The 26,864-nt window shown below is 72.6% G+C and carries 29 protein-coding genes and 1 pseudogene; 9 read left to right on the plus strand and 21 right to left on the minus strand.

Annotated elements, in window-relative coordinates:
• The first annotated feature begins 183 nt into the window (after positions 1 to 183).
• Both ACWDX7_RS12930 and ACWDX7_RS12935 read left to right on the plus strand, forming a co-directional pair.
• Entirely contained in the window at positions 184 to 1,305 is a 1,122-nt protein-coding gene (locus tag ACWDX7_RS12930; RefSeq protein ID WP_451490431.1) for an NlpC/P60 family protein, read from the plus strand.
• 865 nt (positions 1,306 to 2,170) lie between these two features.
• Complete coding sequence (locus ACWDX7_RS12935) at positions 2,171 to 3,553, plus strand: PP2C family protein-serine/threonine phosphatase (RefSeq protein WP_451490430.1); 1,383 nt, start codon at positions 2,171 to 2,173, stop codon at positions 3,551 to 3,553.
• Positions 3,554 to 3,715: 162 nt separating this feature from the next.
• Here the strand turns inward: ACWDX7_RS12935 and ACWDX7_RS12940 are convergent, their stop codons facing one another.
• The 6 genes from ACWDX7_RS12940 to ACWDX7_RS12965 form a co-directional block, all read right to left on the minus strand.
• The gene (locus ACWDX7_RS12940) at positions 3,716 to 4,054 is read right to left on the minus strand and encodes a DUF2516 family protein (protein WP_451490429.1); all 339 of its coding nucleotides are present in this window, start codon (positions 4,052 to 4,054) and stop codon (positions 3,716 to 3,718) included.
• Positions 4,055 to 4,197: 143 nt separating this feature from the next.
• Positions 4,198 to 4,779, minus strand: coding sequence for a hypothetical protein (locus tag ACWDX7_RS12945; RefSeq protein WP_451490428.1), 582 nt, complete (start codon positions 4,777 to 4,779; stop codon positions 4,198 to 4,200).
• A 23-nt stretch (positions 4,780 to 4,802) separates the two neighbouring features.
• Positions 4,803 to 5,177, minus strand: a complete 375-nt coding sequence (locus ACWDX7_RS12950) for a helix-turn-helix domain-containing protein (RefSeq protein WP_451490427.1) — start codon at positions 5,175 to 5,177, stop codon at positions 4,803 to 4,805.
• A 111-nt stretch (positions 5,178 to 5,288) separates the two neighbouring features.
• Positions 5,289 to 6,089 (minus strand): putative protein N(5)-glutamine methyltransferase, encoded by an 801-nt coding sequence (locus ACWDX7_RS12955; protein WP_451490426.1) that lies wholly within the window; start codon positions 6,087 to 6,089, stop codon positions 5,289 to 5,291.
• Between the two features lie 91 nt (positions 6,090 to 6,180).
• On the minus strand, positions 6,181 to 6,483 hold the full coding sequence (locus ACWDX7_RS12960; protein WP_451490425.1) for a hypothetical protein: 303 nt from the start codon (positions 6,481 to 6,483) through the stop codon (positions 6,181 to 6,183).
• Between the two features lie 92 nt (positions 6,484 to 6,575).
• The gene (locus tag ACWDX7_RS12965) at positions 6,576 to 7,151 is read right to left on the minus strand and encodes an RsiG family protein (RefSeq protein WP_451490424.1); all 576 of its coding nucleotides are present in this window, start codon (positions 7,149 to 7,151) and stop codon (positions 6,576 to 6,578) included.
• Between the two features lie 136 nt (positions 7,152 to 7,287).
• Here ACWDX7_RS12965 and dtd point away from each other — a divergent pair, with 136 nt between their 5' ends.
• On the plus strand, positions 7,288 to 7,713 hold the full coding sequence (gene dtd / locus ACWDX7_RS12970; RefSeq protein WP_451490423.1) for a D-aminoacyl-tRNA deacylase: 426 nt from the start codon (positions 7,288 to 7,290) through the stop codon (positions 7,711 to 7,713).
• A 41-nt stretch (positions 7,714 to 7,754) separates the two neighbouring features.
• Here the strand turns inward: dtd and ygfZ are convergent, their stop codons facing one another.
• The 13 genes from ygfZ to ACWDX7_RS13035 all read right to left on the minus strand — a co-directional run bounded on the left by ygfZ (position 7,755) and on the right by ACWDX7_RS13035 (position 17,952).
• Entirely contained in the window at positions 7,755 to 8,720 is a 966-nt protein-coding gene (ygfZ, locus tag ACWDX7_RS12975) for a CAF17-like 4Fe-4S cluster assembly/insertion protein YgfZ (protein WP_451490422.1), read from the minus strand.
• Positions 8,721 to 8,759: 39 nt separating this feature from the next.
• A complete protein-coding gene (locus tag ACWDX7_RS12980) occupies positions 8,760 to 9,170 on the minus strand; it encodes a Fur family transcriptional regulator (protein WP_451490569.1) in 411 nt (136 codons plus the stop codon).
• Between the two features lie 281 nt (positions 9,171 to 9,451).
• Entirely contained in the window at positions 9,452 to 10,024 is a 573-nt protein-coding gene (locus ACWDX7_RS12985) for an FABP family protein (RefSeq protein ID WP_451490421.1), read from the minus strand.
• A 281-nt stretch (positions 10,025 to 10,305) separates the two neighbouring features.
• Positions 10,306 to 11,316, minus strand: coding sequence for a hypothetical protein (locus ACWDX7_RS12990; protein ID WP_451490420.1), 1,011 nt, complete (start codon positions 11,314 to 11,316; stop codon positions 10,306 to 10,308).
• The gene (locus ACWDX7_RS12995; protein ID WP_451490419.1) at positions 11,313 to 12,149 is read right to left on the minus strand and encodes a hypothetical protein; all 837 of its coding nucleotides are present in this window, start codon (positions 12,147 to 12,149) and stop codon (positions 11,313 to 11,315) included. The genes ACWDX7_RS12990 and ACWDX7_RS12995 overlap by 4 nt, the downstream gene beginning before the upstream one ends.
• Positions 12,146 to 13,030 (minus strand): hypothetical protein, encoded by an 885-nt coding sequence (locus ACWDX7_RS13000; protein ID WP_451490418.1) that lies wholly within the window; start codon positions 13,028 to 13,030, stop codon positions 12,146 to 12,148. Before ACWDX7_RS13000 ends, ACWDX7_RS12995 begins: the two co-directional genes overlap by 4 nt.
• A gap of 113 nt (positions 13,031 to 13,143) precedes the next feature.
• Positions 13,144 to 13,407, minus strand: a complete 264-nt coding sequence (locus ACWDX7_RS13005) for a DUF3099 domain-containing protein (protein WP_451490417.1) — start codon at positions 13,405 to 13,407, stop codon at positions 13,144 to 13,146.
• Between the two features lie 141 nt (positions 13,408 to 13,548).
• Positions 13,549 to 13,839 carry a DUF1416 domain-containing protein gene (locus ACWDX7_RS13010; protein ID WP_451490416.1) on the minus strand — a complete coding sequence of 97 codons (291 nt, stop codon included), beginning with the start codon at positions 13,837 to 13,839 and terminating at the stop codon, positions 13,549 to 13,551.
• A gap of 54 nt (positions 13,840 to 13,893) precedes the next feature.
• On the minus strand, positions 13,894 to 14,742 hold the full coding sequence (locus ACWDX7_RS13015; protein WP_451490415.1) for a sulfurtransferase: 849 nt from the start codon (positions 14,740 to 14,742) through the stop codon (positions 13,894 to 13,896).
• Between the two features lie 223 nt (positions 14,743 to 14,965).
• Positions 14,966 to 15,049: a putative leader peptide gene (locus ACWDX7_RS13020; protein WP_350206375.1), complete on the minus strand. Its 84-nt coding sequence runs from the start codon at positions 15,047 to 15,049 to the stop codon at positions 14,966 to 14,968.
• 192 nt (positions 15,050 to 15,241) lie between these two features.
• Complete coding sequence (locus tag ACWDX7_RS13025; protein ID WP_451490414.1) at positions 15,242 to 15,958, minus strand: LmeA family phospholipid-binding protein; 717 nt, start codon at positions 15,956 to 15,958, stop codon at positions 15,242 to 15,244.
• A gap of 64 nt (positions 15,959 to 16,022) precedes the next feature.
• A complete protein-coding gene (locus ACWDX7_RS13030; protein ID WP_451490413.1) occupies positions 16,023 to 17,687 on the minus strand; it encodes a hypothetical protein in 1,665 nt (554 codons plus the stop codon).
• A gap of 10 nt (positions 17,688 to 17,697) precedes the next feature.
• Complete coding sequence (locus ACWDX7_RS13035) at positions 17,698 to 17,952, minus strand: MoaD/ThiS family protein (RefSeq protein WP_451490412.1); 255 nt, start codon at positions 17,950 to 17,952, stop codon at positions 17,698 to 17,700.
• 415 nt (positions 17,953 to 18,367) lie between these two features.
• On the opposite strand from ACWDX7_RS13035, the gene ACWDX7_RS13040 reads away from it, so the two are divergent.
• The 5 genes and pseudogenes from ACWDX7_RS13040 (at position 18,368) to ACWDX7_RS13060 (ending at position 24,181) form a co-directional block, all read left to right on the plus strand.
• Positions 18,368 to 19,201 carry a response regulator transcription factor gene (locus ACWDX7_RS13040; RefSeq protein WP_451490411.1) on the plus strand — a complete coding sequence of 278 codons (834 nt, stop codon included), beginning with the start codon at positions 18,368 to 18,370 and terminating at the stop codon, positions 19,199 to 19,201.
• 24 nt (positions 19,202 to 19,225) lie between these two features.
• On the plus strand, positions 19,226 to 20,248 hold the full coding sequence (locus ACWDX7_RS13045; protein ID WP_451490410.1) for a LacI family DNA-binding transcriptional regulator: 1,023 nt from the start codon (positions 19,226 to 19,228) through the stop codon (positions 20,246 to 20,248).
• A gap of 305 nt (positions 20,249 to 20,553) precedes the next feature.
• Positions 20,554 to 21,868, plus strand: a pseudogene (locus tag ACWDX7_RS13050) (S1C family serine protease).
• 76 nt (positions 21,869 to 21,944) lie between these two features.
• On the plus strand, positions 21,945 to 22,676 hold the full coding sequence (locus ACWDX7_RS13055; protein ID WP_451490409.1) for a response regulator transcription factor: 732 nt from the start codon (positions 21,945 to 21,947) through the stop codon (positions 22,674 to 22,676).
• Positions 22,673 to 24,181 (plus strand): sensor histidine kinase, encoded by a 1,509-nt coding sequence (locus ACWDX7_RS13060; protein WP_451490408.1) that lies wholly within the window; start codon positions 22,673 to 22,675, stop codon positions 24,179 to 24,181. The genes ACWDX7_RS13055 and ACWDX7_RS13060 overlap by 4 nt, the downstream gene beginning before the upstream one ends.
• Here ACWDX7_RS13060 and ACWDX7_RS13065 read toward each other — a convergent pair.
• A complete protein-coding gene (locus ACWDX7_RS13065; RefSeq protein WP_451490407.1) occupies positions 24,161 to 25,042 on the minus strand; it encodes a phosphatidylinositol-specific phospholipase C in 882 nt (293 codons plus the stop codon). The two genes, ACWDX7_RS13060 and ACWDX7_RS13065, sit on opposite strands and share 21 nt — an antisense overlap.
• 165 nt (positions 25,043 to 25,207) lie before the next feature.
• Positions 25,208 to 25,777: a TetR/AcrR family transcriptional regulator gene (locus ACWDX7_RS13070; RefSeq protein WP_451490406.1), complete on the minus strand. Its 570-nt coding sequence runs from the start codon at positions 25,775 to 25,777 to the stop codon at positions 25,208 to 25,210.
• A 136-nt stretch (positions 25,778 to 25,913) separates the two neighbouring features.
• On the opposite strand from ACWDX7_RS13070, the gene ACWDX7_RS13075 reads away from it, so the two are divergent.
• Positions 25,914 to 26,708 carry an alpha/beta fold hydrolase gene (locus tag ACWDX7_RS13075; RefSeq protein WP_451490405.1) on the plus strand — a complete coding sequence of 265 codons (795 nt, stop codon included), beginning with the start codon at positions 25,914 to 25,916 and terminating at the stop codon, positions 26,706 to 26,708.
• Positions 26,709 to 26,864 lie beyond the last annotated feature (156 nt).

The following is a 26,864-nucleotide window of genomic DNA, read 5'->3' on the forward strand; positions in this document are numbered from 1 at the left end:
CGAGCTCGGACGGGGGCTGGACGCGGACGTCGACGTGGGGATGAACGCGGGGGGTCGACGCGGGGGTGTCGACGCGGGGGTGTCGCAATGCGCGGACTCGTGGCACCATCCCGGTGGCAGTGACAAGTTACTGATGGATAGTCAGATTCGATACGGGGTCTGACGGGTGTGTCTGGGGGGGCCATGGGGACCGTAAGGCGATGCCGGGGCGGGAGCATGCTCACACTGCTGTGCGCCCTGGCGATAGTGAGCACCCCGGCCTTGGCGGCGGGCACGGCACATGCGGCGCCGACGTTTCCCACGGCACCGGTCGCCCCCGTACTGCCCGCCGCACCGGCGGCTCCGGCCGCACCGGCACCGGAGCCGGGCGGCAAGTCGCTGGACCAGGTCCGCAAGGAGATAGAGGACCTCTACCGCCAGGCGGGCACCGCCACCGACGCCTACAACCTCGCCGAGAGCGAAACCAAGGCGCAGTCCGACAAGATCGTCGAGATCGCCGGCCTGATCGCCACCGGACGGGAGCGGATCGCCGCGCTCAAGAACCGCGCGGGCGCCGCCGCCCGCGCCCAGTACCGCTCGGGCGGACTGCCGCCGGGCGCGAAGCTGGTACTGAGCGAGAGCCCGAGCCAGTTCCTCGACGGGGCGAACCGGCTCCGCCAGGGCGAGAAGGCCACCTCGGACCTGCTCTCCGAACTGGACCGCACCCACAGCGACTTGCAGCGGTACGCGCAGGAAGCGAGCGAGCGCTGGGCGGCGCTGGAGGCCAACCGGGTCAAGCGGGAGGCCGCCAAGAAGCAGGTCGAGGAGAAGATCAAGGCGGCGGAGGCGCTGGAGAACAAGCTGGAGGCCGAGGAGAAGGCCCGGCTCATACAGCTGGAGCAGGAAGCCCAGTACAAGGCGCAGACCGCCTGGCTGTCGACGGGCGCGATGAAGGACGTCAGCGCCTCGGCGACGGAGGCCGGGAAGCGGGCCGTCCAGTTCGCCACCGCGCAGATGGGCAAGCCGTATGTCTGGGGCGCGGTGGGGCCGGACTCGTTCGACTGCTCCGGCCTGACCTCCCAGGCCTGGCGCGCGGCCGGCAAGGGCATCCCGCGCACCTCGCAGGAGCAGCTGCGGCTGCTGCCGAAGATCGCGCTGAAGGACATGCGCCCGGGCGACTTGATCATCTACTTCGACGACGCCAGTCACGTCGGGATGTACGTCGGCGACGGCGCGATGGTGCACGCCCCGCGCCCGGGCCGGAACGTGACGATGGCGGGCGCGGGCTCCATGCCGATCAAGGCGGTCGTCCGCCCGGACGCATAGCCGCCGGCCGACCGCCCGGACCGCGCCGCACGGGGCTCCTACGGGGGCGCCGGTACGGCAGCCCCGGGCCGGGGGTCCTGCGCCCGGGCGGCACCGCGGGCGGGGGGGGCGCCGGTACGGCAGCCCCGAGCCGGGGTCCGCACCCGGGCGGGGTCCGTACCGGAACTCGGGCCGGGTTGCCCGGCCTGCACCGGTGCAGGCGCGGGGTCCGCGCCTGCACCGGATCAAGGGCGGGGCTGCGCCCCGTACCCGTACCCTGCGGGTAGGGCCCGCTTCCGTACCGGAGACCCCGCCTGCGCGGTGAGCGGGGCGTGGCCGTGTCCGCACAGTGCAGGGACGTGGGCTCCGCGCCCGCGCCCGTGCCCATTCCGCGAGGGCGGCGCCGTACCGGAACTTGCGGCCGGGGCGTGCTGCGCCCCGTACCCGTCACGGACGGGTACGGCCGATGCCCGCACCGAGGGCCGAGACCGGCTGCCCGCCACCAACCCGTGCCGCGCGGGGCCCGCCTGCGTACCGCGGCATGGGCCGGGCCCGCACCCCGCCACGTACAACCCGTACCGAGGGCGGGCCGTACCGGAGTTCCGGTACGGCCCCGGCGGGGTGGGGGCGGGCGGGGGCAGTGACGGGCGGCGGGCGCGCTACCGTTCAGCCGGCTCAGGCAACCAACCGGCCACCCGCGACGTCTCGCTACACGGGACGGACCACGGCCCTGCCGTGACGTTGGTCATCCAGCAGACCGATTTTCCCCCGCGATAACGGCATATGACGGAGGCCCTGGCCCAGAACGGCATTCCGCTCGCCGGGTGGGGGCCGCTAGGGTCGGCGCACGAGCGCACCCTCGGGGGGAGGGAAGGAACCGGAAACGATGCCCGTACCCGTACCGCGGCAGAGGGACAATCCGGTCCCTGAGAGCGGTCAGGCCGTTCTGCAGGCCGCCGCCACCATGTCATCCACGTCGTCCACGTCATCCAGCTCCTCCACATCGGCGGCGACCCCGCTGACCCTGCTGGTGATCGAGGACGACCCCGCAGGCGGCCTGACCGTCCCCGAGATCCTCGACGCCGACGGCCACCGCATCCGGCTGCGCACCGCCCGCAACCTCACCGAGGCCGCGCGCCTGCTCACGCACGACGTGCACTGCATCCTGCTCGACCTGTCCCTCCCCGACGCCGCCACGCGCCCCTCGGCCACCGGAACGGCGACGGCGACGGCGACGGCCCCGCCCACGCCAGCCGAATCCGCCACCGGCACCGGCACCGGCGCTGGCGCCGTCGACCAGCTGGCCACCCTCCGCCAGGTCCTCCGCATCGCCCCCGCCCACGCCGTCCTCGTCCTCACCACCGAGGCCGACGCCGAGCGCGCCGCCGAGGCCGTCCGGGTCGGCGCCCAGGACTTCCTCTTCCGGGACGAGCTCGACGGCCGACTGCTGAGCCGCGCGATCCGCTACGCGGTGGAGAGAAAACGGGCCGACATCGCCCAGTACAAGCTCGCAGAATCGAAACTGCGCGCCCAGGAGAACGCCCGGCTCGAACGCGGTCTGCTCCCCACGCCCCTCCTGCACGGCTCCGATCTCCGCTTCGCCGCCCGCTACCGCCCCGGCCGCAGCCGCGCCCTCCTCGGCGGCGACTTCTACGACACCGTCCGCACTCCCGACGGGACCGTCCACGCCATGATCGGCGACGTCTGCGGCCACGGCCCCGACGAAGCGGCCCTCGGCGTCGAGCTGCGCATAGCGTGGCGCGCCCTCACCCTGGCCGGCCTCAGCGGTGACGATCTCCTCGCCACCCTCCAGCAGGTCCTGGAGGTGGAACGCCCCTGCGACGAGATCTTCGCGACGCTGTGCACCGTCGACATCGCCCCGGACGGCCGCCGCGCGGGCCTGTGCCTGGCCGGGCATCCCGCGCCGCTGATCTCCCGGCCGGGGGGACCGGCGCGGCTGCTGCCGTACGAGAACAGCGGCCCCGCCCTCGGACTGCTGCCGCGCGCCCGCTGGCCGCGCCGGCAGGTGGAGCTCGGCGGGACCTGGAGCCTGATGCTCTACACGGACGGCCTGATCGAGGGCCGCATCGGCGCGGGCAAGGAGCGCCTCGGCCAGGACGGCATGATCGAGATGATCAACCGCCATCTGGACAGCGGTCTCACCGGCGAGAGTCTCCTGGAGGCCTCGGTCACCGAGGCCCGCCGCCTCAACGGCGGCGAACTAGCCGACGACGTGGCCGTCGTCCTGCTCTCCCGCGCCGCGGGCTGAACAACGAGCGGCGCCGACGGCGAGGACTGACGGCCGGGCGCCAGGCCTGTCAGACACGCGGGGCGCCCGAGGCGAGCGCCGACCGGCGCATCAGCCGGCACGGCAACCGACGCGCCGCCCAGCGCGGCTACCGACACGGCAACCACGCTTCGACCGGGGCGGCTACCGGCCGCCGTTGTAGGGGCCGTACGGCCCGTCGCTGCTGCTGCCGCCCCGGCGCGGGCCGCCGCCCGAGACCCGCTTGAGGGCCGGCCGCACGTCCACGAGGAACACGATGGTCGCGACCAGGCCGGCGATCTGCAGGAACAGCATCCCCAGGAAGAAGTCCACCAGGACGGTGATGCCGAGGATGACCATCCAGAAGGTCTTGGTCTGCTTGTCGGCCGCCCGGTACGCGTCCTCGCGCGCCACCAGCGCCAACACGAAGGCCACCACGGCGAGCACCAGCATGGCGAGCCCGAGCAGCGGGATCACGCCTCGATCGAACCCGTCCATCAACATCGCTTCGACCGCCTTCTCCTGCTCCGCACGTGCCGCGCACGCCTCATGGCGCCTGCCTCCACGCTACCGGCACGGCAGGCCTTCACGAACGACAAACGGGCCGGACACCCCCAAGGTGCCCGGCCCGCCGTCGCTCATGCGGTTCAGCTCGCGTCGCCCTCGGAGACACCGGCCTTCTTGGCCGTGCTCTTGCGCGCGGTGGTCTTCTTGGCCGCGGGCTTCTCGTCGGCGGCGGCCCCGGTCACCAGCACGACCTCGGCCACCGGCTCCGCCTCGCGCTCGACGCCGCCTTTGGGCTCGACGGCCGCCGCGATGTCCACGATCTCCTCGGAGACCCCGCCGCGCCAGGCCCGTACGGCCTGCTCGCCGTGCTCGGCGACCTTGTCGTAGGTCTCCTTGGCCCGCACGGCGTACTCCGCGGCCACGCCGACACCGCGCAGCGCCAGGTCCTGGGCGGTCTCCCCGAGCTTCTTCGGGTCGATCGCGCCGAACACCTCGGCGACCTTGGCGGCGACCGCCTCCTGCGCCTCCTTGGCCTTCTCCTGCACGACCTTCGGGTCGGTGTTCTTCACGGCCTCGATGCGCGCGGGGGCCTCGGCACGCAGCTGCTCGATGAGCCCCGGCACCTTCTTGGCCTGCTGCACCGCGAGGTCGGCGGTGCCTGCGGCGAAGTAGAGGGGCGTCGGGTCGGTGAGGGTCTTCTTCAGGTCATCGGCGATGGCCATGTGGTGGTCCTCCCGGATCAAGTTCAGTTCTTCTTCGACGGCATCTCGTCGTCGAGCGCGTTCTCCTTGCGGAACGACTCGTAGACCTGGAGCAGCACCTGCTTCTGCCGCTCGTTGAGGGAGGGGTCGGCGAGGATGACGGCTCGCGTCTCCACCTCGTCCCGGTCCCGCTCATCCAGGATCCCGGCCTGCACGTACAGCGTCTCCGCGGAGATCCGCAGCGCCTTGGCCAGCTGCTGCAGGATGTCCGCGCTCGGCTTGCGCAGCCCGCGCTCGATCTGGCTCAGGTACGGATTCGACACCCCCGCCGCATCGGCCAGCTGCCGCAGCGAAAGCTGGGCCTGCCGCCGTTGCTCACGGAGGTACTCGCCGAGATTTCCGACGTTGAGCGATGCCATGCCCCGATTCTGCCCCACCCTGCTAACTATTGCAAGCATGCGCTTGCAATAACTCCCACCGCACGCCACGGGCGCGGGGCCCGCCCGGCGGTCTCGGGACGGGGTGGTGGGTCAGGCGGGGGTGTTGGGCTGGGGGTGGCCGGTGGGTGTACCGATTGCCACCGTTGCGTAGAGCTCCTGGGAGGCCGCCACCCGGACCGTGAGGCCGGCCGAGGTCAGGGCCGCGGCCGTCGCCCGGCGTTGGCGGGTGCTCGTCTCGATCAGCAGGTGGCCGCCCGGGGCCAGCCACGGGACGGCGCCCGCCGCCACCCGGCGGTGGACGTCCAGGCCGTCCGCGCCGCCGTCCAGGGAGACCAACGGCTCGTGGTCGCGGGCCTCGGTCGGCATGAGCCCGATCTCGTCCGTCGGGACGTAGGGCGCGTTGACCACCAGGACGTCGACCCGGCCGCGCAGGGACGTGGGCAGGGCCGAGTAGAGGTCGCCCTCCCATACTGAGCCCCCGTACGGCGCCACATTGCGCCGCGCGTACGCCAGGGCCGCCGGGTCGATGTCCGCCGCGTGCAGTTCCACTGCGCCCGGCACCCCGGCCGCGACCGCCGCGCCCAGGGCGCCGACTCCGCAGCACAGGTCCAGGACGACCGCGCCGGGCGGAGCCAGCGCCACCGCCTCCCGGACCAGGAACTCGGTGCGGCGGCGCGGCACGAAGGCCCCCTCGCCCACCTCCATGCGCAGCCCGCAGAACTCCGCCCAGCCGACGACGTGTTCCAGCGGTTCGCCCGCGAGCCGGCGGGCCAGCAGGTCCGCCAGGTGGCCGTCGTCCCGGGCGGCGGCGGTCAGCAGGTCCGCCTCCTCCTGCGCGAAGACGCAGCCCGCCGTGCGCAGTCGTTCCACAAGTGACGTCAGATCCGTCAAATAGCTCAGTCCTCGGCCCTCGGTGTTCAGTCGTCAGTCGTCATTCGTCAGTCGCCAGTGCTTCAGGCTCAGTTGCTTCCGGCGTCGCGGCTCAGAAGACGTCCGGGCACCACGGCCGGCGCGCGGTACGGAAGACCGCGAGCGCGAGCGCCCCCGGCCACTCCTGCGCCACCCGCCCGAGCGCGGCGCGGAAGGCCGCCACGCAGCGGCCGGTGCCGCTGCCGGTGCCGGTGCCGGTGTCGAAAGCCCCCTGGATACGGGTGAGATCGTTGTACTCGGCCCGCTGGGCGACATCGGACGGCGTCACCTCGGCCGGGCGGAGGAACCCGAGGTTCACCGTCCGGAGTCGTTCCGGGAGTTCGGATTCGGCGATCGGCCGGACGTCAGCACTCATACCCGTCACGCTAATGCGCCCGCCCCGGGCCGGTCGCCCCGTTTTTTCCCGCACCCGTCCCGCGCCCGGTCGCCCCACTTCCGCACCCGCCCTCACGCCAACAGGTCGTCCACCTGCGCCTCGCCCTCCCGGTACCGCCGGGTGATCTCCGCGCTGCAGTCGTCGGCCGTGCGCTGGAGCTGCTGGCGCCGCAGCGAGACCTGCCGCTCGTACCGCACCAGCCGGGCCAGCCCCTCGTGCAGCTCGCCGTCCGTGCGGGCCCCCAGGTCGAACAGCTCCACATCGGCCAGCATCTCCGCCGCCAGCAGCCGGGACTCCTCGCTGTGCGGGGTGCCCAGCGTGACGTGCCGGGCGGAGGCACTGCGGCTGGAGGGGGCGTCGGCGAGGATCTCCGAGAGCCGGTCCACCACCGGCGCCTCGGGGTCGGTACGGCGGGCCAGTTCGGCGCGCAGGATGTCGATGCGGCCCTGGAGCAGGCGGCGTACATAGCTCAGATCGGCCTCGTCGCGCTGCGCGTCCCGGCGCAGCGCGCGCAGCTCCGGGAGTCCGAGCGCGCTGGTCGGGCACCCCGGCTCCTGGCTCTCGGCCGTGCGCTGAGCGGGCGGCCGTCTCACCGCGGCCGACATGGAAACGGGTGATGCAGGTACGGAGGTACCAGAAGTATTCATACGAACGAGTCCGTCCCCTCGACCGGTGCGGCGCACCCGCACCGCCTGCGTGCATCGTGCCACTCTCCGTGGCCCCGACGCAGTCCCCCTCCACCCGATCGGCCCCGGACGGGTGCACGCCTGGTACACAGGTGGTATGCGAGCAGTGGTGCAGAGGGTGGACGGCGCGAGCGTCGTCGTGGCAGGCGAGAGCGTCGGCGAGATCGTCGGCGAGGGGCTGTGCGTACTGGTGGGGGTGACCCACGACGACACGCCCGAGAAGGCGGCGCAGCTGGCGCGCAAGCTGTGGTCCGTACGGATCCTGGACGGCGAGAAGTCCTGCAGCGACAACGGCGCCCCGCTGCTGGTGATCTCCCAGTTCACGCTGTACGGGGACGCCCGCAAGGGCCGCCGTCCCACCTGGAACGCGGCCGCCCCCGGCGAGGTGGCCGAGCCGCTGGTCGAGGAGGTCGTGGCGCAACTGCGCGCGCTGGGAGCGACGGTGGAGACGGGCCGGTTCGGCGCGGACATGCGGGTCTCGCTCACCAACCACGGCCCGTTCACCATCGTCATCGACGTCTGACCCTGCTGTTGGCGCCGTAACCCGGGCACACCGCCACGACGCTACGGCGCTACGACGACCTCCTGCGCGGCGGCCGTGGCCCCGGCCAGCAGCGGGGCGTCGACCGGCACGTTCCGCTTGACCAGCGCGAGCGCGATCGGGCCCAGCTCGTGGTGGCGGACGGCGGTGGTCACGAAGCCCAGCTGGCGGCCCTCCTCCCCGTCGGCCGCGAGCCGGACCGGCGCGCCGTGCGCCGGGAGGAGCACCTCGGAGCCGTCCAGGTGCAGGAAGACCAGGCGGCGCGGGGGCTTGCCCAGGTTGTGGACGCGGGCCACCGTCTCCTGGCCCCGGTAACAGCCCTTCTGCAGGTGCACGGCGGTGCCGATCCAGCCGAGCTCGTGCGGGATGGTGCGGTGGTCGGTCTCCAGGCCGAGCCGCGGCCGGTGCGCCTCGACGCGCAGCGCCTCGTAGGCGAGGAGGCCCGCGGCCGGGCCGTGCGCGGCGGCGAAGGCCTCCAGCTCGGCGCGGGGCAGGAAGACGTCACGGCCGTGCGCGGTCTCCCGTACGGCGTACTCCTTGGGGACCTCGGTGATCGAACCGGCCGGCAGGTGCACGACCGCGAACTCCTCGGTGCGGTCGGCGACTTCGACGCGGTAGAAGAACTTCATGGACTCCAGGTATGCGATCAGCTCGCCCTGGGTGCCCGGTTCCACGTGCGCCCACGTGGTCTCGCCGTCATCGACCAGGTAGAGCGCGTGCTCGATGTGGCCGTTGGCGGAGAGGATCAGCGCCTCGGTGGCCTGCCCGGCGGGCAGTTCGGTGAGGTGCTGGGTCAGCAGCAGGTGCAGCCAGCTCAGCCGCTCCGGGCCGGTGACGGTGACGACTCCGCGGTGCGAGAGGTCGACGAAACCGCGACCGGCCGCGAGGGCTCGCTGTTCGCCGTACAGCTCTCCGTAGTGGGCGGCGACGCCCTCGTCGCGGCCTTCGGCCTGCACGGCGCCGGGGAGATGGAGCAAGGGGCTGGTCATGGGACCAAGCCTACGACGACCTTGCTCAGGGCTGTCCGGTCATCCCTGAGCGGCACGGTGTTGAGCGGCACACTTCTTGCAGAGCCCGAAGATCGCGAAGTGCTTCATGTCGGTCTCGAAACCGAAGGTCGTACGCAGCTTCGCGGTGAACTCGGCCGCGATGTCCACATCCGCCTCGATCACCCCCGTGCAGTCACGGCAGACCAGGTGGATGTGGTGGTGCCGGTCGGCGAGGTGGTAGGTCGGAGCCCCGTGTCCGAGGTGGGCGTGCGAGACGAGCCCGAGCTCCTCCAGGAGCTCCAGGGTCCGGTAGACGGTGGAGATGTTGACCCCGGAGGCGGTCTTGCGCACCTGGGCGAGGATCTCGTCCGGACTGGCGTGCTCCAGGGAGTCGACCGCTTCCAGCACGAGCTGGCGCTGCGGAGTCAGCCGGTAACCGCGCCGGCGCAGGTCGGTCTTCCAGTCGGTGTCGGCGCCCTGTGGATCGGCGCCCTGCGGGTCGGTGCCCTGCGGGTCGGTGCCCTGGGTGTCCGCGCCCGGGGCGCCCGCAGTGCCTTCGGTGCCTTCGGTGCCGCCTGCGCTCTCGGTGCTCACCACCCGGCCAGTGTAAGCGCGTGAAGGGGACCGCGGTGGGCGGCCGCGGTCCCCTCTTGCACCACCTGTGGAGATGTACCGGTCCGGCGGACCGGCAGAAGACCGGAGGACCGGCGGCCGGAGGACCGGCGGCCGGGTCAGCGGAAGAAGGCGATGCCGTCGTCCGGCATGTCCGGGAGGTTGCGTGCCATCTCGGCGACCTCCTCGGGCGTGACGACCTTCTTCAGCTGGGCCGACATGTACGGACGCAGCTCGACCTCAGGGGTGGCCTTCTCGCCGACCCACATCAGGTCGCTCTTCACGTAGCCGTAGAGCCGCTTGCCGCCGCTGTACGGGCCCGAGCCGGCGGTGCGGGCGACCGCGTCGGTGGCCACGTCGATCTGGGGCTTCTGGTCGGCGAGCTCGCCGTACCAGACCTCGATGACGCCCTGGTCGCGGACCATGACGATCTCGACCTTGCGCTCCTTGTCGATGCGCCAGTAACCCGACTCGGACTCCAGCGGGCGCACCTTGTTGCCCTCGGGGTCGAGGACCCAGGTACGGGAGGTGTACTCCAGGAAGTCCCGGCCGTCGTGGCTGAAGACGACCTCCTGGCCGAAGTTGCACTTCTCTTCACCGGGGAAGTCGAAGACGCCCGCGCCCTCCCAGTTGCCGAGGAGGAAGGCGAGGGGGACGAGGCCGGGGTTCAGGTCGGACGGGATCTGGATCATGGGTGGCTGCTCAGCTCAGGCGATCTGTGGGAGGGGTTCCGGGGCGTTCGGCCGGGCGGCGCTCAGCGCTGGCCCTGGTACAGCTTCTTTACGGCCAGGACGGTGAAGGCCATCACGCCGACGCAGACCAGGACGAGCAGAGAGGTGAAGACTGCCTCAAGCACGGGGTGCTCCTCGGAGAGGGTTCGGATGCGGTGGTACGGGACCGGTCCCCAAGCCTACTGGCCCGGGGACCGGCGCACTCTGTGAGGTGGGCCGTACCGGTCACCTCCGGCCCGCGCTCAGCCCAGCAGCTGGCTCTGGAGGATCACCGTCTGGTGGAGGGGGACGGCTGCCACCTCGCCCTTGCGGGTCTGGAGGATCACGGCCTGGACGTCACCGGACCCGACGCAGCCGGCCCTGATCTGCTCGTCGCCGACGGGGGTGGACTCCTCGTGGACCGAGATGCCGGCGGTGTCCGGGGCGCTCTGGTGGATCCTGGCCTTGCCCCAGGTGGTGTCCGTCTCGATCCGGTTGACGCCGTTGAGGCTCATGTCGGCGCCGCAGCCCTCGAAGGTGTCCGTGAAGCCCGACGCGTGGAAGCGCAGCAGGTAGATCCGGGTACGGGTGCCGTCCGGGGTGGTCCAGCCGCGGGCCACGATCTGGCGCAGCCCGTTGTCGGTGAATCCCTGCCTCATCTCCTCGCGCGCGGTGGACTCGTACTCCTCCAGGAAGGTGTCGGTGGAGACCACCGAGTCCTTCTCCAGCTTCAGCGCGGTGTCCGGTGCGGAGCCCCGGGGAGCCGGCAGGAGCAGCTGGGTCAGAGCGGCGTAGTGGATGCCGTCCGGATTGTCCTCGGCGAAGGGCTGGGCCGCGCCGGGGGGCAGGGTGGGCTTGGCCAGGGCCGGGTAGGCCCAGCGGCCGTCGTGCTCGGTGGACAGACCCGGGATCGCCGTCCGCTCGGCCTGGACGATCCCGTACGCGGTACCCGTGCCGGCGGCGCCGAGGACGAGGACGGCGGCCGTCCACCGCAGGAGGGCGCGCACCGCGCGGCGGTCCTTCACCGGAGCGGCGGTGGCCTCGGCGGTGGCGGACGCCGGGACGCCGGCCTCGGCGGTGGCGGGCGCCGGGACGCCGGCCTCGGCGGTGGCGGACGCCGGGACGCCGGCCTCGGCGGTGGCGGACGCCGGGACGCCGGCCTCGGCGGTGGCGGACGCCGGGACGCCGGCCTCGGCGGTGGCGGGCGCCGGAGCGGCGGCGCCGACGGTGTCCTGCGGCGCCGGCGCGCATCCGGTGGTGTTCTGCTCGGTCACGCGGACTCCCCCGGGGACTTCAGGTGGCTCAGCTGGTTCTTGAAGAACGCGACGGCGTCGGACTGCGCGAAGGGCTTGGGCCCGTAGGCGCGGAAGTTGACCAGCACGTCACCCTCCACCGCCACGCAGGAGAGCGAATCGATCTTCTCCTCCTTCTCCTCGCCGATCGCGAGCAGCGAGCACTTGGCGTCCGGGAAGCCGTCCACCTTGGGTGCGTCGCGGTCGCCGCCGAGCAGCGCGAGGAGCTTCTTGGAGCCCTCCGAGAAGCTCCCCACGGCCTGCGGGTCGGCCTGCATGATGCGGACCTCCGCGACCATCTCACCGCGGCCCTTGGTGTAGCTGCGCCCCGCCAGGCCCTTCAGCTTGAGCTCTGTCAGCATGTCGTCGCGCTTCTTGCGCTCGGAGGTGGACAGCCCCTTGCGGGTCTCCTTGAAGCTCTGGAGCGCCTTGTCCCCGGAGACGACGAAGTTGTTGCCGTCTTCGGCCAGGTCGGGCCCCGGGGAGAACCCCTCCGGGACCGGCAGCAGCTTGCCCGAGAGGGCGTTCGCGGGAACCGGTTCGGGCTCCTGCGCCTTCTGCGGCTCGGCGCCGGCGGCGACCCAGTACGCGGTGGGCGCGCTCCGGTCGGCGGACGCGAGGGCGACGGACGCCCAGACGCCGCCGCCCACGAGGAGGGCGGCGGCCACGCCCGCGGCGACGAGGGAGAGCGTCTTACGGTTCACCGGGCGCGCGGGCTTCGCCGGCGCGGCGGGGACCGCCTCGGCGGCCGGAGCCGGGGCCGGCACCGCAGCCGGCACCAGCGCCGGCGTCGTCTCGTTCTGCGGCTCGGTCACAGTCGCTCCAGCTGTCGCTTGGCCAGGTCGATGACATCGCCCTCGGAAATCTTCTTGCCGCGCGTCTCGTAGTAGGAGATCTCCAGGACGATGTCGCCCCGGCGGGCGAGGGCCCGGGCCAGGCGCACCGGGTGGTAGCCGGGCTCCTCGTGGGCTTCCGTGAACACCCACACGTGGCCGAGGTCGCCGGAGATGCCGGGAATGGCCACGCCGTCATTGCCCGCGTACTTCTTCCCGGGCATGTACTCGGACTGGCTCCGCTGGAAGTCGTCCGCGCCCGAGAAGTCGTTGAACTGTACGAGCCGGACCTCGACGGCGCGGTCTCCTTGCGTCCACATCGTCACCGCGGCCCGCCGGAAACCTTCGACGGCGAGCGAGCGGAAGACTACGCCCGGCTCCTCGAATTCCGCGGAGTAGAGGTCGAGCGAGTCGTAACCGGTGCCCTCGGACTGCGCCCCGGCCGGTGCCTCGATCAGGAGCTTGCCGAGGTCGTCGTCGGTCTTGTGCCAGCGGTTGGCGTTGACCGTCTTGTTCGTCGTGCCGTCGTCCGGCGCGAGGGCCTTCGGCGTCACCAGCTTCGGCTGGGCCAGCGGCGGCAGCGGGGTGGGTTCGCGGTGGTACTGGACCGCGTAACCGGTGACCGTCCCGGCGAGTACACCGAGTACGGCCGCGCCCGCGATCAGGAACGTCGTACGGCCGCGGCGGCGGCGCGGTGCGGCGGCTATGGGCTCACCCTCGGCGGCGACGGAGACGGCGTCGGCGTCGGCGTCGGCCGGAGCAGCAGGACCGGGAGCCGGGGCCGGGGCCCGGTCCGGAGTGTCCCCTTCCGGGGTGGTCTCCCCGTCTTTCCGCTGCTCAGCGATGGTCTGTTCGTGTTCCAAGAGGGTCCCCCCACAGGACTGGAGGCGCCGGATGATGATCCGCGCGTACACATGACCCGTCCCGGAGGGGAGCAGTTGTACGAATACTTATTACGTTCTTATCTCACGGCGTCTCATTCCTCGCGACGCCGCTTTCCGTCCAGTTCGTCCCACCACTCGTCGGACTTCGGATCGCCCGAGGGGTCGTCCCACCAGCGGTCGTCCGGGCCGCGCCGGTTGGCGACCACCGCGGCGATCGGCGGGAGGGCCATCGCCACCACGCACAGCGCGACCGCCGCCTCGACCGACAGCAGGCGTACGAAGGACCAGGCGGAGACGAAGAGGACGAGACATCCGCCCATCAGCAGGAAGTAGAGGCGCCGGCGCCGGGCGTACATGCTTCCAGCGTAGAGCGCGGGTACCCCGGACGGCGCGAAGGGCCGCACCCCGTTCCAGTGGCGTCCAACCCCCGGGGGTGCGGCCCTTCGGCCGGTCGATCAGTGCGCGAGCACGGTAGGTCAGACGTCAGGCGTCAGACGTCAGACCGCGATCGCCACGTCCGTCACGCCGCCTGATTCGGCGACCACGACGGCACGGTCCGCCTGGCCGCCCGGGACGAGCGCCCGCAGCGTCCAGGAGCCGGTCGCCGCGTAGAAGCGGAACTGGCCGGTCGCCGAGGTCGGGACCTCGGCGGTGAACTCGCCGGTCGAGTCCAGCAGCCGCACGTAACCGCTGACGGGCTCGCCGTCGCGGGTCACCTGGCCCTGGATCGCGGTCTCACCCGGCTTGAGCGTCGCGAGGTCGGGCCCGCCGATCTGTGCTCCACACATGTTCTCTGTCCTGTCCTAGAGAGGTCTGCTACGAGGGCGTCGCGTGCCCGGGACTTACTTGTTGGGGCCGAGCTCGATCGGCACGCCGACGAGCGAGCCGTACTCGGTCCACGAGCCGTCGTAGTTCTTGACGTTCTGCTGGCCCAGGAGCTCGTGCAGCACGAACCACGTGAGCGCGGAGCGCTCACCGATGCGGCAGTAGGCGATGGTGTCCTTGGTGTCCAGCTCGACCTGCTCCGCCTCGTAGAGGGCCTTGAGCTCGTCGTCGGACTTGAAGGTGCCGTCGTCATTGGCGTTCTTCGACCACGGGATGTTGCGGGCGCTCGGCACGTGGCCGGGGCGCTGCGACTGCTCCTGCGGGAGGTGCGCCGGGGCGAGGAGCTTGCCGGAGAACTCGTCGGGCGAGCGGACGTCGACCAGGTTCTGCGTGCCGATCGCGGCCACGACGTCGTCGCGGAAGGCGCGGATCGAGGTGTCCTGCGGCTTGGCCTTGTACTGGGTGGCCGGGCGGTTCGGGACGTCCTTGCCGTCGACCAGGTCGCGGGAGTCGAGCTCCCACTTCTTGCGGCCGCCGTCGAGCAGGCGGACGTCCTGGTGGCCGTAGAGCTTGAAGTACCAGTAGGCGTACGAGGCGAACCAGTTGTTGTTGCCGCCGTAGAGGACGACGGTGTCGTCGTTGGAGATGCCCTTGGCGGAGAGCAGCTTCTCGAAGCCCTCCTGGTCCACGAAGTCACGGCGGACCGGGTCCTGGAGGTCGGTCTTCCAGTCGATCCGGACGGCATTGGTGATGTGGTTCTTGTCGTAGGCGGACGTGTCCTCGTCCACCTCGACGATGACGACGTTGGCGTCGTTCAGGTGGGCCTCGACCCAGTCGGCGTCTACGAGGACGTCGCTGCGGCTCATGGTGTTCTCCTCCGGGGCAGTGTGCGGCGGGCTGTGCTGGTACCGCGGCGGGCCCGCCGGCTGCGGGCTGTGCTGCGGGGTGGCGTCCTGCGGGGTGCTGCTGATGCGTGCGGCCGGGTGCGCTCACAGGTCCTGCGCGGGGAGGCGTCAGGGGGCAGGAGGCGGGGATTCGGTCACGCGGGGAAGGCCGTCGTCCGGCTGATGGAGCGGATGCGCTCACACGTCACATGGATCGACAGAGCATGGCGGCGACGCGACACAGGTCTACTGCCCGCCGCTTCGTGAGATCCGCCTGCTGATGCTTCATAGGGATGGATCGTAGGGACGAACCGGCGGCCCTGTCACCGGCGTGTCATATACCGAGACAGGATCGTCCGAATACTGGGATCCGAAGGCACCGGACCGCCGCCGCGCCGCTTCCGGAGCCCCGGGAGCGGCCCGTCCATCTGCGGATCGGACCGGCCGTCTCACGATGCGGCCGCCTTATGCTCCTGCCGCCTTATGACCCGGCCAGCACCACGTCCGAGCCGCTCAGCGTGAGGTGCACGCCCGCCGCGTCCGAGGTCAGGGCGGTCAGCTGGAGTCCGGCCGGGAGACCGCCGTCGATGCGGCGGTCGAAGTCGGTCTTCTTGCGGACCACTTTCTCGACGCCGGGGATGCCCTCGCCCGGTACTTCGTCGGCGCGCACCCGGACGAGTTTGCCCGGCTTGCCGTCCTCGGCCTCCTGGAGGGTGACGGTCGAGATCACGCTGCGCGTCAGCGACCTGCCGAAGACGTCCACCGTCGCGGCGACCCGCACCTTGCCCGGGGTGTCTCCGTAGGCGACGGTCACACCGGTCTGCGAGGCCTCGGTCAGATCCGCGTACGTGATGAGCGCGGTGCCCTCGGCTCGCTGGGCGGTGCCGCCGCTGTAGTCGTCCTTCAGCTTCACACCGCGAAAACTCGCGTCGAGCTGCGAGAGCCGTGTCTTGCGGCCGTCCGCGGTGGCCTCGACGCCCTTGAGCCGCACATCGACCCGCTCCAGGTCCTGGCTGAGCGCCTGCGTCAGGAACGGAAAGCCGTGGATCTCCACGTCCGTGCTGCCCGCCAGCCCCTGGCGGGCCTGGATCCGCTCGGCGAGCCGGTTCTCGGCGTAGCTCGCCGCCCAGCGGTCGACGCCGACGAACAGCGCCCCCAGAACCACACCCAAGATCACAACGACACGCAGGAAACGCACGCGCCCCTCCCCCTCTAGATCGGTACGTGCGTTCTAGTGGACCACGAGCCGCGTGTGCGGGCCGTCAGGCCACCACCCGGCCGATCAGATACACGGCGGGCGCGGCCGCCGCCAGCGGGAGCGCGACACCGGCCGTCATGTGGACGAACTTGGAGGGGTAGTCGTACGCCGCCACGCGCAGCCCCACCAGCGCGCAGACCCCGGCGACGAGGCCGAGCAGCGCCCCGCCCGCCCCGATGGCGGTGGGCACGCCGACCGCGATGCCGGCGCCCGCGGCCGCGGCCAGGGAGACGGCGACCGAGGGCGCGGTCGGCAGCGGCAGCGCGCGGGTGAAGACGGCGACCGCGACGGCGGCCGCGGCGACGGTGACGGCGGCGGCATCGGCGGCCAGGTAGCCGGCGCAGATGATGGCGAGCGCGGCCGAGGTCACCGAGGCCATCAGGCCGTACATCCGCTCGTCCGGATCGGCGTGGCTGCGCAGCTGGAGCACCAGCGTGAGCAGCACCCAGGCGCCGAGGGTGCCGATGATCGCCCCGGGCCCGTACGTACGGTCCACCGCGAGCACGGCGGCGTCGGCGACGACGGCTCCGGCGAAGGCGAGGGCGATGCCCTGGCGCGCGGGCCACATGCCGTTGAGGCGGAACCAGCCCGCCGCGGTGAGGGCCTGGAGGGCGATCAGCGGCACCAGCAGGGCCAGCTCGCCGACGGCCGCGGCCACGGCGAGCAGCACACCGAGGACGGCGGTCAGTATGGCCGGCTGCGGGCCCGGGTCGATGATCGGCGACCGGCCTTCGGCGCGGGCCTGGGCCGGGTCGACGGCGCGGAGGGTGTTGCCGGCGAGGGTCGGCGGAGAGTACGCGGGCTCCTCGCCGGACGCGTCGGGCCGGGGCCCGGCCGGAGCCGCCGGCGCGGTCCCCGCGGCGTCGGGGCCGGGGTACGGCGGCAGGTACGCGGTCTGCTCCGCCGCGGCGGCGTCCGGGGCGGCATGATCCGGGCCGGCAGGGGGGCCGGGGTAGGGCGGCAGGTAGGCCGTCTGCTCGGCGGCGGCGGGATCCGGGGCGGCTGCCTGGGGCGGGAGGTAGGCCGTGGTCTCGGCCCAGCCCGGCACGGGGGCCGGGGCGGGGGCCGGAGCGGGGGCCGGAGCTTCCTCGCGGAACCAGCCCTCCGGCGCCACCGGCTGCTGGTGCTGCGCCTGCTGCGGCTGTTGCGCCTGCTCCTGCGGCTGGGGGTCCGCCGCGTCGCGGTACGGCGGCAGGTACGCGGTCTCGGCCCACTCCGGCGCGGCGGCCGGGGCCGGGGCCGGGGCGGGAGCCTCCTCGCGGAACCAGCCCTCCGGCGCGGCGGGCCGCGGGCGCTGAGCCTGGGGCTCCGCCGGGCCGGGGTACGGCGGCAGGTACGCGGTCTCGGCCGCGTCCGCGGAGGAGGCGGGCCACGCCGGAGCCGGCCCGCCGGGGGACCAGTCCTGCGCGGGTGCGGGAGCGGGAGCCTCGTCCCGGAACCACCCCTCGGGCGCCGCGGGCTGCCCGGGCACACCGCCCAGCGGCGGATGCACCGGCTGATAACCGGTGTCCCAGGTGTCGGACTGCCAGGTCTGGGTCCCGTAGGGATCCTGTTGCTGTTGCTGTTGCTGTTGCTGTTCCTGCTGTGGCAGTTGCTGGTGCTCCTGCTGCGCAGGTTGCTGCTGCTGCGCCTGATGCCGTTGTTGCCGCTGTTCCTCAGGAGTGCTCATCGGTTTCCGCTCACCCGCCCGCGAACGGCGGAAGCACCTCGATGGTGCCCCCCTCGGTCAGCTCGACGGAATCGTGCGGGCGCTTGCCCACGGGCTCTTCGTTCACGAGGAAGGAGCAGCGCAGCAGGACCCGGGTCAGCTCCCCGGGGTGGCGTTCGCGCACGGCGTCGAGCGCCTCGGCCAGGGTCCGCGCCGAGTACGGCTCCTCCGCCGTCTTGGCCGCGGCCTTGGCCGCCGCCCAGTAGCGGATGGTTCCGGTTGCCACTGCAGCTCCTATCGTCGGCTCTCTACCGTCGGCCTCCATGATGACCCCTCCCGCCCGCCGCTCCCGAGCCGCCCGGGGTGGAAGCGTGGTGCGGACCACAGAAACGGGATCCGGAGAAGCCTCGGCCGGGAAAGCGCCCGTGGGCTATTCTGCTGGCGAGAGGATCCGGGCAATGTTGCCCCCGGGTCCTTTTGTGCTTTCAGCACGTTGAACACACCGAGAACAGTGGTATCCATCCGGACCTCAGGGCGCGGGGACCGGATGGCCGCCGCACGACACGACCGCGCACCGCTTACCGCGCACCCCGTACGAAGCAGTACCGCGCACGTCCTCGACGGGACCGAGGAGGAACCGACGTGATGGACCAGCGAACCGTGCTTGACCGGCCGACCGGAACAGGGCGAGGTGGTCGGGCATGAGCTCTCTCCTGCTGCTGACCAATGCCCTGCAGCCGTCCACCGAGGTGCTGCCGGCTCTCGGGCTGCTGCTGCACAACGTCCGGGTGGCCCCGGCCGAGGGCCCGGCCCTCGTGGACACCCCGGGCGCCGACGTCATCCTCGTGGACGGCCGCCGCGACCTGCCGCAGGTGCGGTCGCTGTGCCAGCTGCTGCGCTCGACCGGACCGGGCTGCCCGCTGATCCTCGTAGTCACCGAGGGCGGCCTCGCGGCCGTCACCGCGGACTGGGGCATCGACGACGTCCTCCTGGACACCGCCGGGCCGGCGGAGGTCGAGGCGCGCCTGCGGCTCGCCACCGGCCGCCAGCAGCTGGGCTCGGACGACTCCCCGATGGAGATCCGCAACGGCGACCTGTCGGTGGACGAGGCGACGTACTCCGCCAAGCTGAAGGGGCGGGTCCTGGACCTCACCTTCAAGGAGTTCGAGCTGCTCAAGTACCTCGCACAGCACCCGGGCCGGGTCTTCACCCGCGCCCAGCTGCTCCAGGAGGTGTGGGGCTACGACTACTTCGGCGGCACCCGGACGGTGGACGTCCACGTACGGCGGCTGCGCGCCAAGCTCGGTCCCGAGCACGAGTCGCTGATCGGCACCGTCCGCAACGTCGGCTACCGCTTCGTCACGCCGGAGAAGGTCGAACGGGCCGCGGCGGAAGCGGCCGCCCAGGCCGCGGCGCAGGCTGCCGCCACGGCGGCGGCCCAGTCGGTGCGGGCGGAGGGGGAGCGCACGGCCGTCGCCCGGACGGAGGAATCACCCGTGAGCGTCCACTCCGCAGGACGCCCTGCTGAGCGATAGGTCACCCCGCGTAGACTGCCGCGCGTGGCCAAGGTGACGCGGGATGACGTGGCGCGACTTGCGGGTACCTCTACCGCCGTCGTGAGCTATGTCATCAACAACGGACCCAGGCCGGTTGCCCCGGCCACGCGCGAGCGTGTCCTCGCCGCGATCAAGGAACTGGGCTACCGCCCGGACCGGGTCGCGCAGGCCATGGCCTCGCGGCGCACGGATCTCATAGGCATGATCGTTCCGGATGCCCGGCAGCCCTTCTTCGCGGAGATGGCGCACGCGGTCGAGCAGGCCGCCGCCGAACGCGGGAAGATGGTGCTCGTCGGCAACTCCGACTACCGCGACGAGCGCGAGGTCCACTACCTGCGGGCCTTCCTCGGTATGCGCGTCTCGGGCCTGATCCTGGTCAGCCAGGGCATGAGCGAGCGCGCGGCTTCCGAGATCGAGGCGTGGGACGCCCGCGTGGTGCTGCTGCACGAGCGTCCCGAGGCGATCGACGACGTCGCAGTCGTCACGGACGACATCGGCGGCGCCCAGCTCGCCACCCGCCACCTGCTGGAACACGGACACCCGTACGTCGCCTGCCTCGGCGGCGTCGAGAGCACCCCCGAGGTCGGCGACCCGGTCGCCGACCACGTCGAGGGCTGGCGCCGGGCCATGCTGGAATCCGGCCGCTCGGTGGAGGGCCGCCTCTTCAAGGCCCCGTACAACCGCTACGACGCCTACCGCGTGGCCCTGGAGGTGCTGTCCGGCCCGGACCGCCCGCCGGCCATCTTCTGCGCTACGGACGACCAGGCCATCGGCGTCCTGCGCGCCGCGCGGGAGCTGCGCATCGACGTGCCCGAGGATCTGGCCGTCGCCGGCTTCGACGACGTCAAGGAAGCCGCGCTCACGGATCCGCCGCTGACGACCATCGCCTCGGACCGCCCGGCGATGGCCCGCGCGGCGGTGGATCTCGTACTGGACGACGGCCTGCGCGTGGCCGGCTCCCGCCGCGAGCGCCTGAAGCAGTTCCCCTCGGCCCTGGTGGTCCGCCGCTCCTGCGGCTGCCGCTGACCGCGGCGCCGGGCGGGCGGCTCCTGGGGGCGGCCCGCCGCCCGCGCCGCCACGCCCGGCTCGGGAGGGCCACGCCGGGCTCCGCACGGCACCCGGATCCGGACGGCCACGCCGCCTCCGCACGTGCCCGGATCCGGACGGCCACGCCGAGTCGCATCCCGCCGGCCTGGTCACCCCGGCCTCGCACGCCGTCCTCGTCGCGCCGGCCTCGCCCCATCGGGTCTTATATCGGGCATACGCGGTTCTGCCGGGCTTCTCACGCCCGACTCAGACGGCTCTCATGATCCGGGATGAGAGTCGTAGCCATGACCGAGAGCTTCCGCCGCGAAGGCGAGTACCCGCAGGAGAACCTCCCGGCCCCGAGCGCCCCCTTCGGTGAGGACTGGGAGCGGGGCCGCGACCGGCCGGCGCGGGATGCCGGGGGCTACCCCCCGCCGCCGTCCTTCCCCCCGGCCGCCCCGGGCTGGCACGAGGCCCACCAGCCGCCGGTCATCCAGGGGGAGACCGTGCCGCCCACCGCGGCCGGAGCCGGGGCACACACCCGGCCCGTCGGCTCCGGGCCCGGCGACGGAGAGGGTGCCATCGACGGCGGTGGGACGACCGGCCCCACCGGCCCCGCCCACGCCAGCCACGCCGCCCGCGCCGGGAAGCCAGTGGCCCTGCTCGCCGCGGTGGCCCTGGCGGCGGCGCTGGTCGGCGGTGGTACGGCGGCCGCCGTCCAGCGGCTGCTGGGCGAGGGCGCCGGCGGCCCGGGCGGCGTCAACGCCGCCAACGTCTCGCGCTCCAGCGCCGGCAACCGTCTCCGGCGTGGCCGAGCAGGTCAGTCCCTCCGTCGTCCGTATCGACACCCGCACGTCGTCCGGCCAAGGCACCGGCACCGGCACGGGCGCGGGCACCAGCACCGGATCCGGCATCGTCGTCACCGCCGACGGCCAGATCGTCACCAACAACCACGTCGTCAACGGCGCCACCGAGATCCAGGTGACGCTGAGCGACGGCAAGAAGTACTCCGCCAAGATCGTCGGCACCGACCCGGACAAGGACCTGGCGCTCATCGCGCTGGAGGGCGCCAGTGGTCTCAAGCCCGCCGTGCTCGGGGACTCCGACGGCCTCAAGGTCGGCGACCAGGTCGTCGCCATCGGCTCACCGGACCGCCTCACCGGCACGGTCACGAGCGGCATCGTCTCGGCTCTCAACCGCGAGGTGAACGTGCCGAAGCCCGATCAACGCTCTCCCCGCAGCGGGCAGCAGGACGGCGAGAACTGGCCCTTCTCGTACGGCGGCCGGCAGTTCAACGGGGACACCGGCTCGCGTACCACCTCGTACCAGGCCATCCAGACGGACGCCTCCCTCAATCCGGGCAATTCAGGCGGCGCCCTCGTCAACATGAACGGCGAGATCGTCGGCATGCCCTCCGCGATCTACTCACCCTCCTCCGACAGCGCCGGTGCCGGCAGCGTCGGCCTCGGTTTCGCCATCCCCGTGAACACGATCAAGGCCGATCTGGACTCCCTGCGCAAGGGCGGGCCCGGCGGCGCCGGCGCCGGCTCCGGGTCCGGCTCCGGCTCCGGCACCGGCACCGGCACCGGCTACGGCACCGGCTTCGGTACCTCCCTCTGACCCGGCATGCGACGCTGGAGCGTGCCGTCCGCGGGAGGCATCCCGCGCGTACCACCGAACACGACTGGGGACCCACATGAATCCCGCCGAGGCCGAAGCGCGCATCCTCGTCGTCGACGACGAGCCGGCCGTACGTGAGGCCCTGCGCCGCAGCCTCGCCTTCGAGGGATACGCCGCGCAGACCGCGGTCGACGGCCTGGACGCCCTGGACAAGGCCGCCGCGTACGCCCCGGACCTGATCATCCTGGACATCCAGATGCCCCGGATGGACGGCCTGACGGCGGCCCGCCGGCTGCGCGCCGGGGGCAGCGTCACCCCGATCCTCATGCTCACCGCCCGCGACACCGTCGGCGACCGCGTCACGGGCCTCGACGCGGGCGCCGACGACTACCTCGTCAAGCCCTTCGAGCTGGACGAGCTGTTCGCCCGCGTCCGCGCCCTGCTGCGCCGCAGCTCCTACGCCGCCCCCTCCCCCGGCGCGGAGGGTCCCGAGGACACGCTGACCTTCGGCGACCTGCGCATGGACCTGACCACCCGCGAGGTGACCCGGGGCGGGCGGCCGGTGGAGCTGACCCGGACAGAGTTCACGCTGCTGGAGATGTTCCTCGCGCACCCCCGCCAGGTCCTGACGCGCGAGCAGATCCTCAAGACCGTGTGGGGCTTCGACTTCGAGCCGAGCTCCAACTCCCTGGACGTGTACGTCATGTACCTGCGCCGCAAGACCGAGGCGGGCGGCGAGCCCCGGCTCGTCCAGACCGTGCGCGGCGTCGGGTACGCGCTCCGCCAGGGCGAGGGCGGCCACGAATGAACCCGGCCGCGAGATTCCGCGCCCTCCCGCTGCGCTCACGGCTGGCGCTGCTGGTCACCGTGGCGGTGGCGCTGGCCGTCGCGGCGTGCGCGGCGGTGTCCTGGGTGATGGTGCGGGCCCAGCTGCGCGACCAGCTGGACAGTTCGCTGCGCGCCACGAACGCGGTGGCGCAGGCCGACCAGGTCTTCCGCCAGTTCGGCGGCTGCGTCTCGGGCCGCTCGCTGCCGGACCGGCCGGCCAACAACCTCAGCGCCCAGGTCCAGGTCGTGCTCCCGGACGGCCGCCAGTGCTGGGTCGACGGCAAGAGCACCCTCCGGGTCACCGGCACCGACCTGGAGGTCGCCCAGCGCCTGCGCGGCCCCGTCCTCTACGACGCGACCACCTCCGAGGGCATCGCCGTCCGGGTCTACACCCAGCCGGCGGTGGTGGGCGAGGTACCCGCCGCGCTGTCGGTGGCCAAGCCGCTCGCCGACATCGACAAGCCCCTGTCCACCCTGGCCTGGGTGCTGCTCCTGGTCTCCGGCATCGGCGTGGTGGGCGCGGGCGCGGCGGGCCTGTGGGTGGCCCGTACGGGGCTGCGGCCGGTGGACGAGCTGACCGGCGCCGTCGAGCACATCGCCCGTACCGAGGACCTCACCGTACGGATCCCCGACGAGGGCGACGACGAGATCGCCCGCCTGTCCCGGTCCTTCAACTCGATGACGGCCGCCCTCGCCTCCTCGCAGGAACGGCAGGCGCAGCTCATCGCGGACGCCGGGCACGAGCTGCGCACCCCGCTCACCTCGCTGCGCACCAACATCGAGCTGCTGGCGCGCAGCGAGGAGACCGGCCGGGCCATCCCGGCCGAGGACCGCCGGGAGCTGCTGGCTTCGGTCAAGGCGCAGATGACCGAACTGGCTTCGCTGATCGGCGACTTGCAGGAGCTGTCCCGGCCGGACGGCGCCGCGCCCGGCCCGCTCGGTGTGGTGGCCCTGCACGAGATCGCGGCGGCGGCGCTCTCACGGGTCCGGCTGCGCGGTCCGGAGCTGGGCTTCAGCTCGCGGCTGGAACCCTGGTACGTCCGGGGGGAGGCGGCCGCGCTGGAGCGGGCGGTCGTCAACGTCCTGGACAACGCGGTCAAGTTCAGCCCGCCGGGCGGTCTGGTCACGGTGACCTTGCGGGCGGGCGAGCTGACCGTACGCGACCACGGGCCCGGCATCCCGGCCGAGGACCTCCCGCACGTCTTCGAGCGGTTCTGGCGCTCCCCTTCGGCCCGCGCCCTGCCCGGCAGCGGGCTGGGCCTGTCGATCGTGGCCCGTACGGCGGCGCGCGCGGGCGGCAGCGCCGAGCTGCGGGCGGCGGCCGACGGCGGCCCGGGCACGGAGGCGGTGCTCCGCATCCCGGGAGCCCCGGCCCCGCCACCCACGGGCGGCCCAGTGGGCCCTTCGGCGGACACCTCCCCGAACACGGCTGCGCAGGTCGCCCCCGCCGCGACCCCGGACGGGTCAGTTGTGCCGGATCAGTGAGGCGACCAGTCCCGAGCGGGTGTTGGGGAAGTCCATCGGGACGATCCCCAGCCCGGTCCGCCCGGCCAGCTCCGCGCCGTCGACGAAGGAGTGCGCCTGCGGGTTGAGCCGGTCGGAGTTCCAGCGGGGCGGCATGTACGCCGAGGTGCTGATGTAGTTCACGAAGAGCTTGCCGGGCTGCTGGACGGCCCGCCGGAAGTGGTTCTCGATCCTGCCGCGCTTGGCGAAGGGCTCGGCCATGTAGTCGTCCTGGATGTCGAAGACGGCACCGTCGCCGTATCTGAGGCCCGGCAGGCCGCCGTTGTCGGCCAGCAGGACCACTTTTGCGCGCGCCTGACCGAGCGAGGGCAGCGTGTCGGCGATCCGGAACAGGGGGCGCCAGCCGCGGTGGTCGAGGTAGTCCTCGAAGACGGCGCGGAAGGTGGCGTCGGAGTCCTCGGAGTACTCCTGCTTGAGCCGCATCAGGACGGTCTCCGAGGGATGGGCGGCGAGGAAGTTCCAGCAGGCGGTGAGCACGTCGCCGAACATCAAATTCTGGTAGAAGGCGCCGTGGTGGATGGCGAACGATCCACCCGTGACCCGGCAGCGGACATCGAGGAAGCGGATGCCGGAGTCGAGCTGTTCGGCGATCGAGGTGTTCTGGCAGGCGACGTAGAGCCCGCCCTGCCGGGCGCCGGAGTCGTGCGTGCCGGGGATGGTCATCCGCTGCAGGGCCGTGGAATCGCCCAGGCCGGCCATCCAGTCCTGCGTGCCGAGCGTCCGCGCCGAAGCCGGAGCCGCCGCCGTGAGCCCCACCCCGACGGCTGCGCCCGTCGCCAACGCCCCCGCCAGGAACGCCCGCCGGTCCAGTCCCACGCCCATGCCCACCCCTTTGCCGACCCGGTGATGGGCCGGATTATGGCGTGCGGGACCCGCCTTTACTACCCATCGGTAGCAGGCAGTACGGCGAACGTACGGACCCTACGCGGAGGTTGACGGTCAGGCGAGGAAGCGCTCGACGGCCTCGCGGGCACGGGCATTCGCGCCCTAGCCGTCCAGCAACTCGGCCAGGCGGCGCAGCCCTTCGGCCAGCTCCCGCCCGGTCGGGGCGTGCTCCGGGTCCGTCAGGGCTTGCACCATCACCCCGGTCATCAGGGCCATCTGCACGGACCCGAGGGTCCGGGCGTCGGACTCGGTGACCGCCTCCTGCGGCACTCCGCGCAGCAGGGCGGCGATGTGCGGGCGGGCGGCGCGCTGGCCGGCGGCCAGGGTCGCGAGCAGCTCGGGCGAGGACTGCGCGTGCACGAACGCCTCCACGGAGGCGAGCCACAGCCAGCGCAGCTCCCCGAAGTTCTTGATCTTCCGGTTCCACATGTCGGCGTACCGCTCCTGCGCGGTGTCGCCCTCCCCGGCGAGGCCGCCGACCGCGTCGCTCCACTCGTCCATGGCGGCGAACAGGGCCTGGTTCAGCAGGGCCTCCCGCGAACCGAAGTGGTAGCCGATCGCGGCCATGCTCACCTGCGAGGCGCCGGCGATGTCGCGCACGGTCGTGCGCAGGTAGCCCTTCTCCTCCAGGCAGCGGCGCGCTCCGGCCAGCAGGTCCTCGCGATTTCCCATGGCGAAATCGTATCTACCCGACCGCGCATTGGGCGCTTGCCCTACACACATGTCTTGTGCAAGCGCCCAAACGCTGGCAGGGTGGAGCCGTCCACAGACCGCAGAACGCGATCCGCTCCACGGGGAGATGAGGGCCATGCGCCACGAGCTGACGACCGACGACGGCCGCACCCTGTCCTACCTGGACTTCGGCGGCCCCGGCCAACCCCTGCTCGCCCTGCACGGCGGCCTCTCCGAGGGCGCGCACTTCACCGCCCTGGCCGCCGCACTCGGCGCGGAGTGGCGGGTCATCGCCCCCGACCAGCGGGGCCACGGCGACTCCGACCGCGCACCCGAGTACAGCCGCGCCGGCTACGTCGCCGACGCCGTCGCCCTGCTCGAACACCTCGGCCTCACCGGCCCGGTGGCCGCCGTGGGCTTCTCCCTCGGCGGACTCAACGCCTACCACCTGGCCGCCGCCCGCCCCGACCTGGTCCGCGCGCTGGTCAACATCGACGCCCCGGTGGAGATCCCGCGCGTCAGCCCCAGCCCTTACACCTTCCTCCTCGACCTCCCGTACACGGCGCCGACCCGCGAGGAGCTCATCGCCGCCTGCGGCCCGTACGGGGAGTTGGCCGCCCCCTCGCTGCGCCCGCTCCCCGACGGCAGCGGCTGGCGCCTGCCCTTCCACCCGCGGGACACCTTCGACACCGTGGAGGAGGGCTACGGCGTCCACTGGGACGCCTGGCTCGCCAGCGACTGCCCGGCGCTGCTCGTCCACGGCCTGCGCAGCGAGGTGCTCCCGCAGGAGCAGGCCGACGCGATGGTCTCCCGGCGGCCCGGGACCTCGTACGCCGGACTCGACACCGAACACCCCGTGCCCTTCCAGGACCCCGACGGCCTCGCCGGGGCCGTCAGGTCGTTCCTGGCCACGATCCGGCCGGCGGTCTGACCCGTACGGCGCGTGCGACGCCGAAGGGGCGGCGGGCCGGTGGCGGTTTCTAGCGGTCGTTGCAACACGTGGTTGGTTTGATCAAGCTGCGAGTAGTTTATGCAGGCGCTCGGCTGGGGTTTCCCAGCCGAGCGTTTTGCGTGGGCGGCCGTTGAG

This window comes from Streptomyces sp. NPDC003034 (assembly GCF_053591375.1).

Coding starts and splice junctions, on each gene's coding strand:
- ACWDX7_RS12930 (WP_451490431.1), top strand. CDS start 184: ATGGGGACCGTAAGGCGATGCCGGGGCGGGAGCATGCTCACACTGCTG.
- ACWDX7_RS12960 (WP_451490425.1), bottom strand. CDS start 6,483: ATGAGTGCTGACGTCCGGCCGATCGCCGAATCCGAACTCCCGGAACGA.
- ACWDX7_RS12935 (WP_451490430.1), top strand. CDS start 2,171: ATGCCCGTACCCGTACCGCGGCAGAGGGACAATCCGGTCCCTGAGAGC.
- ACWDX7_RS12985 (WP_451490421.1), bottom strand. CDS start 10,024: ATGATCCAGATCCCGTCCGACCTGAACCCCGGCCTCGTCCCCCTCGCC.
- ACWDX7_RS13060 (WP_451490408.1), top strand. CDS start 22,673: ATGAACCCGGCCGCGAGATTCCGCGCCCTCCCGCTGCGCTCACGGCTG.
- ACWDX7_RS13010 (WP_451490416.1), bottom strand. CDS start 13,839: ATGTGTGGAGCACAGATCGGCGGGCCCGACCTCGCGACGCTCAAGCCG.
- ACWDX7_RS13070 (WP_451490406.1), bottom strand. CDS start 25,777: ATGGGAAATCGCGAGGACCTGCTGGCCGGAGCGCGCCGCTGCCTGGAG.
- ACWDX7_RS13075 (WP_451490405.1), top strand. CDS start 25,914: ATGCGCCACGAGCTGACGACCGACGACGGCCGCACCCTGTCCTACCTG.
- ACWDX7_RS12950 (WP_451490427.1), bottom strand. CDS start 5,177: ATGGCATCGCTCAACGTCGGAAATCTCGGCGAGTACCTCCGTGAGCAA.
- ACWDX7_RS13040 (WP_451490411.1), top strand. CDS start 18,368: ATGAGCTCTCTCCTGCTGCTGACCAATGCCCTGCAGCCGTCCACCGAG.
- ACWDX7_RS13065 (WP_451490407.1), bottom strand. CDS start 25,042: ATGGGCGTGGGACTGGACCGGCGGGCGTTCCTGGCGGGGGCGTTGGCG.
- ACWDX7_RS13015 (WP_451490415.1), bottom strand. CDS start 14,742: ATGAGCCGCAGCGACGTCCTCGTAGACGCCGACTGGGTCGAGGCCCAC.
- ACWDX7_RS12940 (WP_451490429.1), bottom strand. CDS start 4,054: ATGTTGATGGACGGGTTCGATCGAGGCGTGATCCCGCTGCTCGGGCTC.
- ygfZ (WP_451490422.1), bottom strand. CDS start 8,720: ATGACCAGCCCCTTGCTCCATCTCCCCGGCGCCGTGCAGGCCGAAGGC.
- ACWDX7_RS12945 (WP_451490428.1), bottom strand. CDS start 4,779: ATGGCCATCGCCGATGACCTGAAGAAGACCCTCACCGACCCGACGCCC.
- ACWDX7_RS13030 (WP_451490413.1), bottom strand. CDS start 17,687: ATGAGCACTCCTGAGGAACAGCGGCAACAACGGCATCAGGCGCAGCAG.
- ACWDX7_RS13005 (WP_451490417.1), bottom strand. CDS start 13,407: ATGTACGCCCGGCGCCGGCGCCTCTACTTCCTGCTGATGGGCGGATGT.
- ACWDX7_RS13020 (WP_350206375.1), bottom strand. CDS start 15,049: ATGAAGCATCAGCAGGCGGATCTCACGAAGCGGCGGGCAGTAGACCTG.
- ACWDX7_RS12965 (WP_451490424.1), bottom strand. CDS start 7,151: ATGAATACTTCTGGTACCTCCGTACCTGCATCACCCGTTTCCATGTCG.
- ACWDX7_RS13055 (WP_451490409.1), top strand. CDS start 21,945: ATGAATCCCGCCGAGGCCGAAGCGCGCATCCTCGTCGTCGACGACGAG.
- dtd (WP_451490423.1), top strand. CDS start 7,288: ATGCGAGCAGTGGTGCAGAGGGTGGACGGCGCGAGCGTCGTCGTGGCA.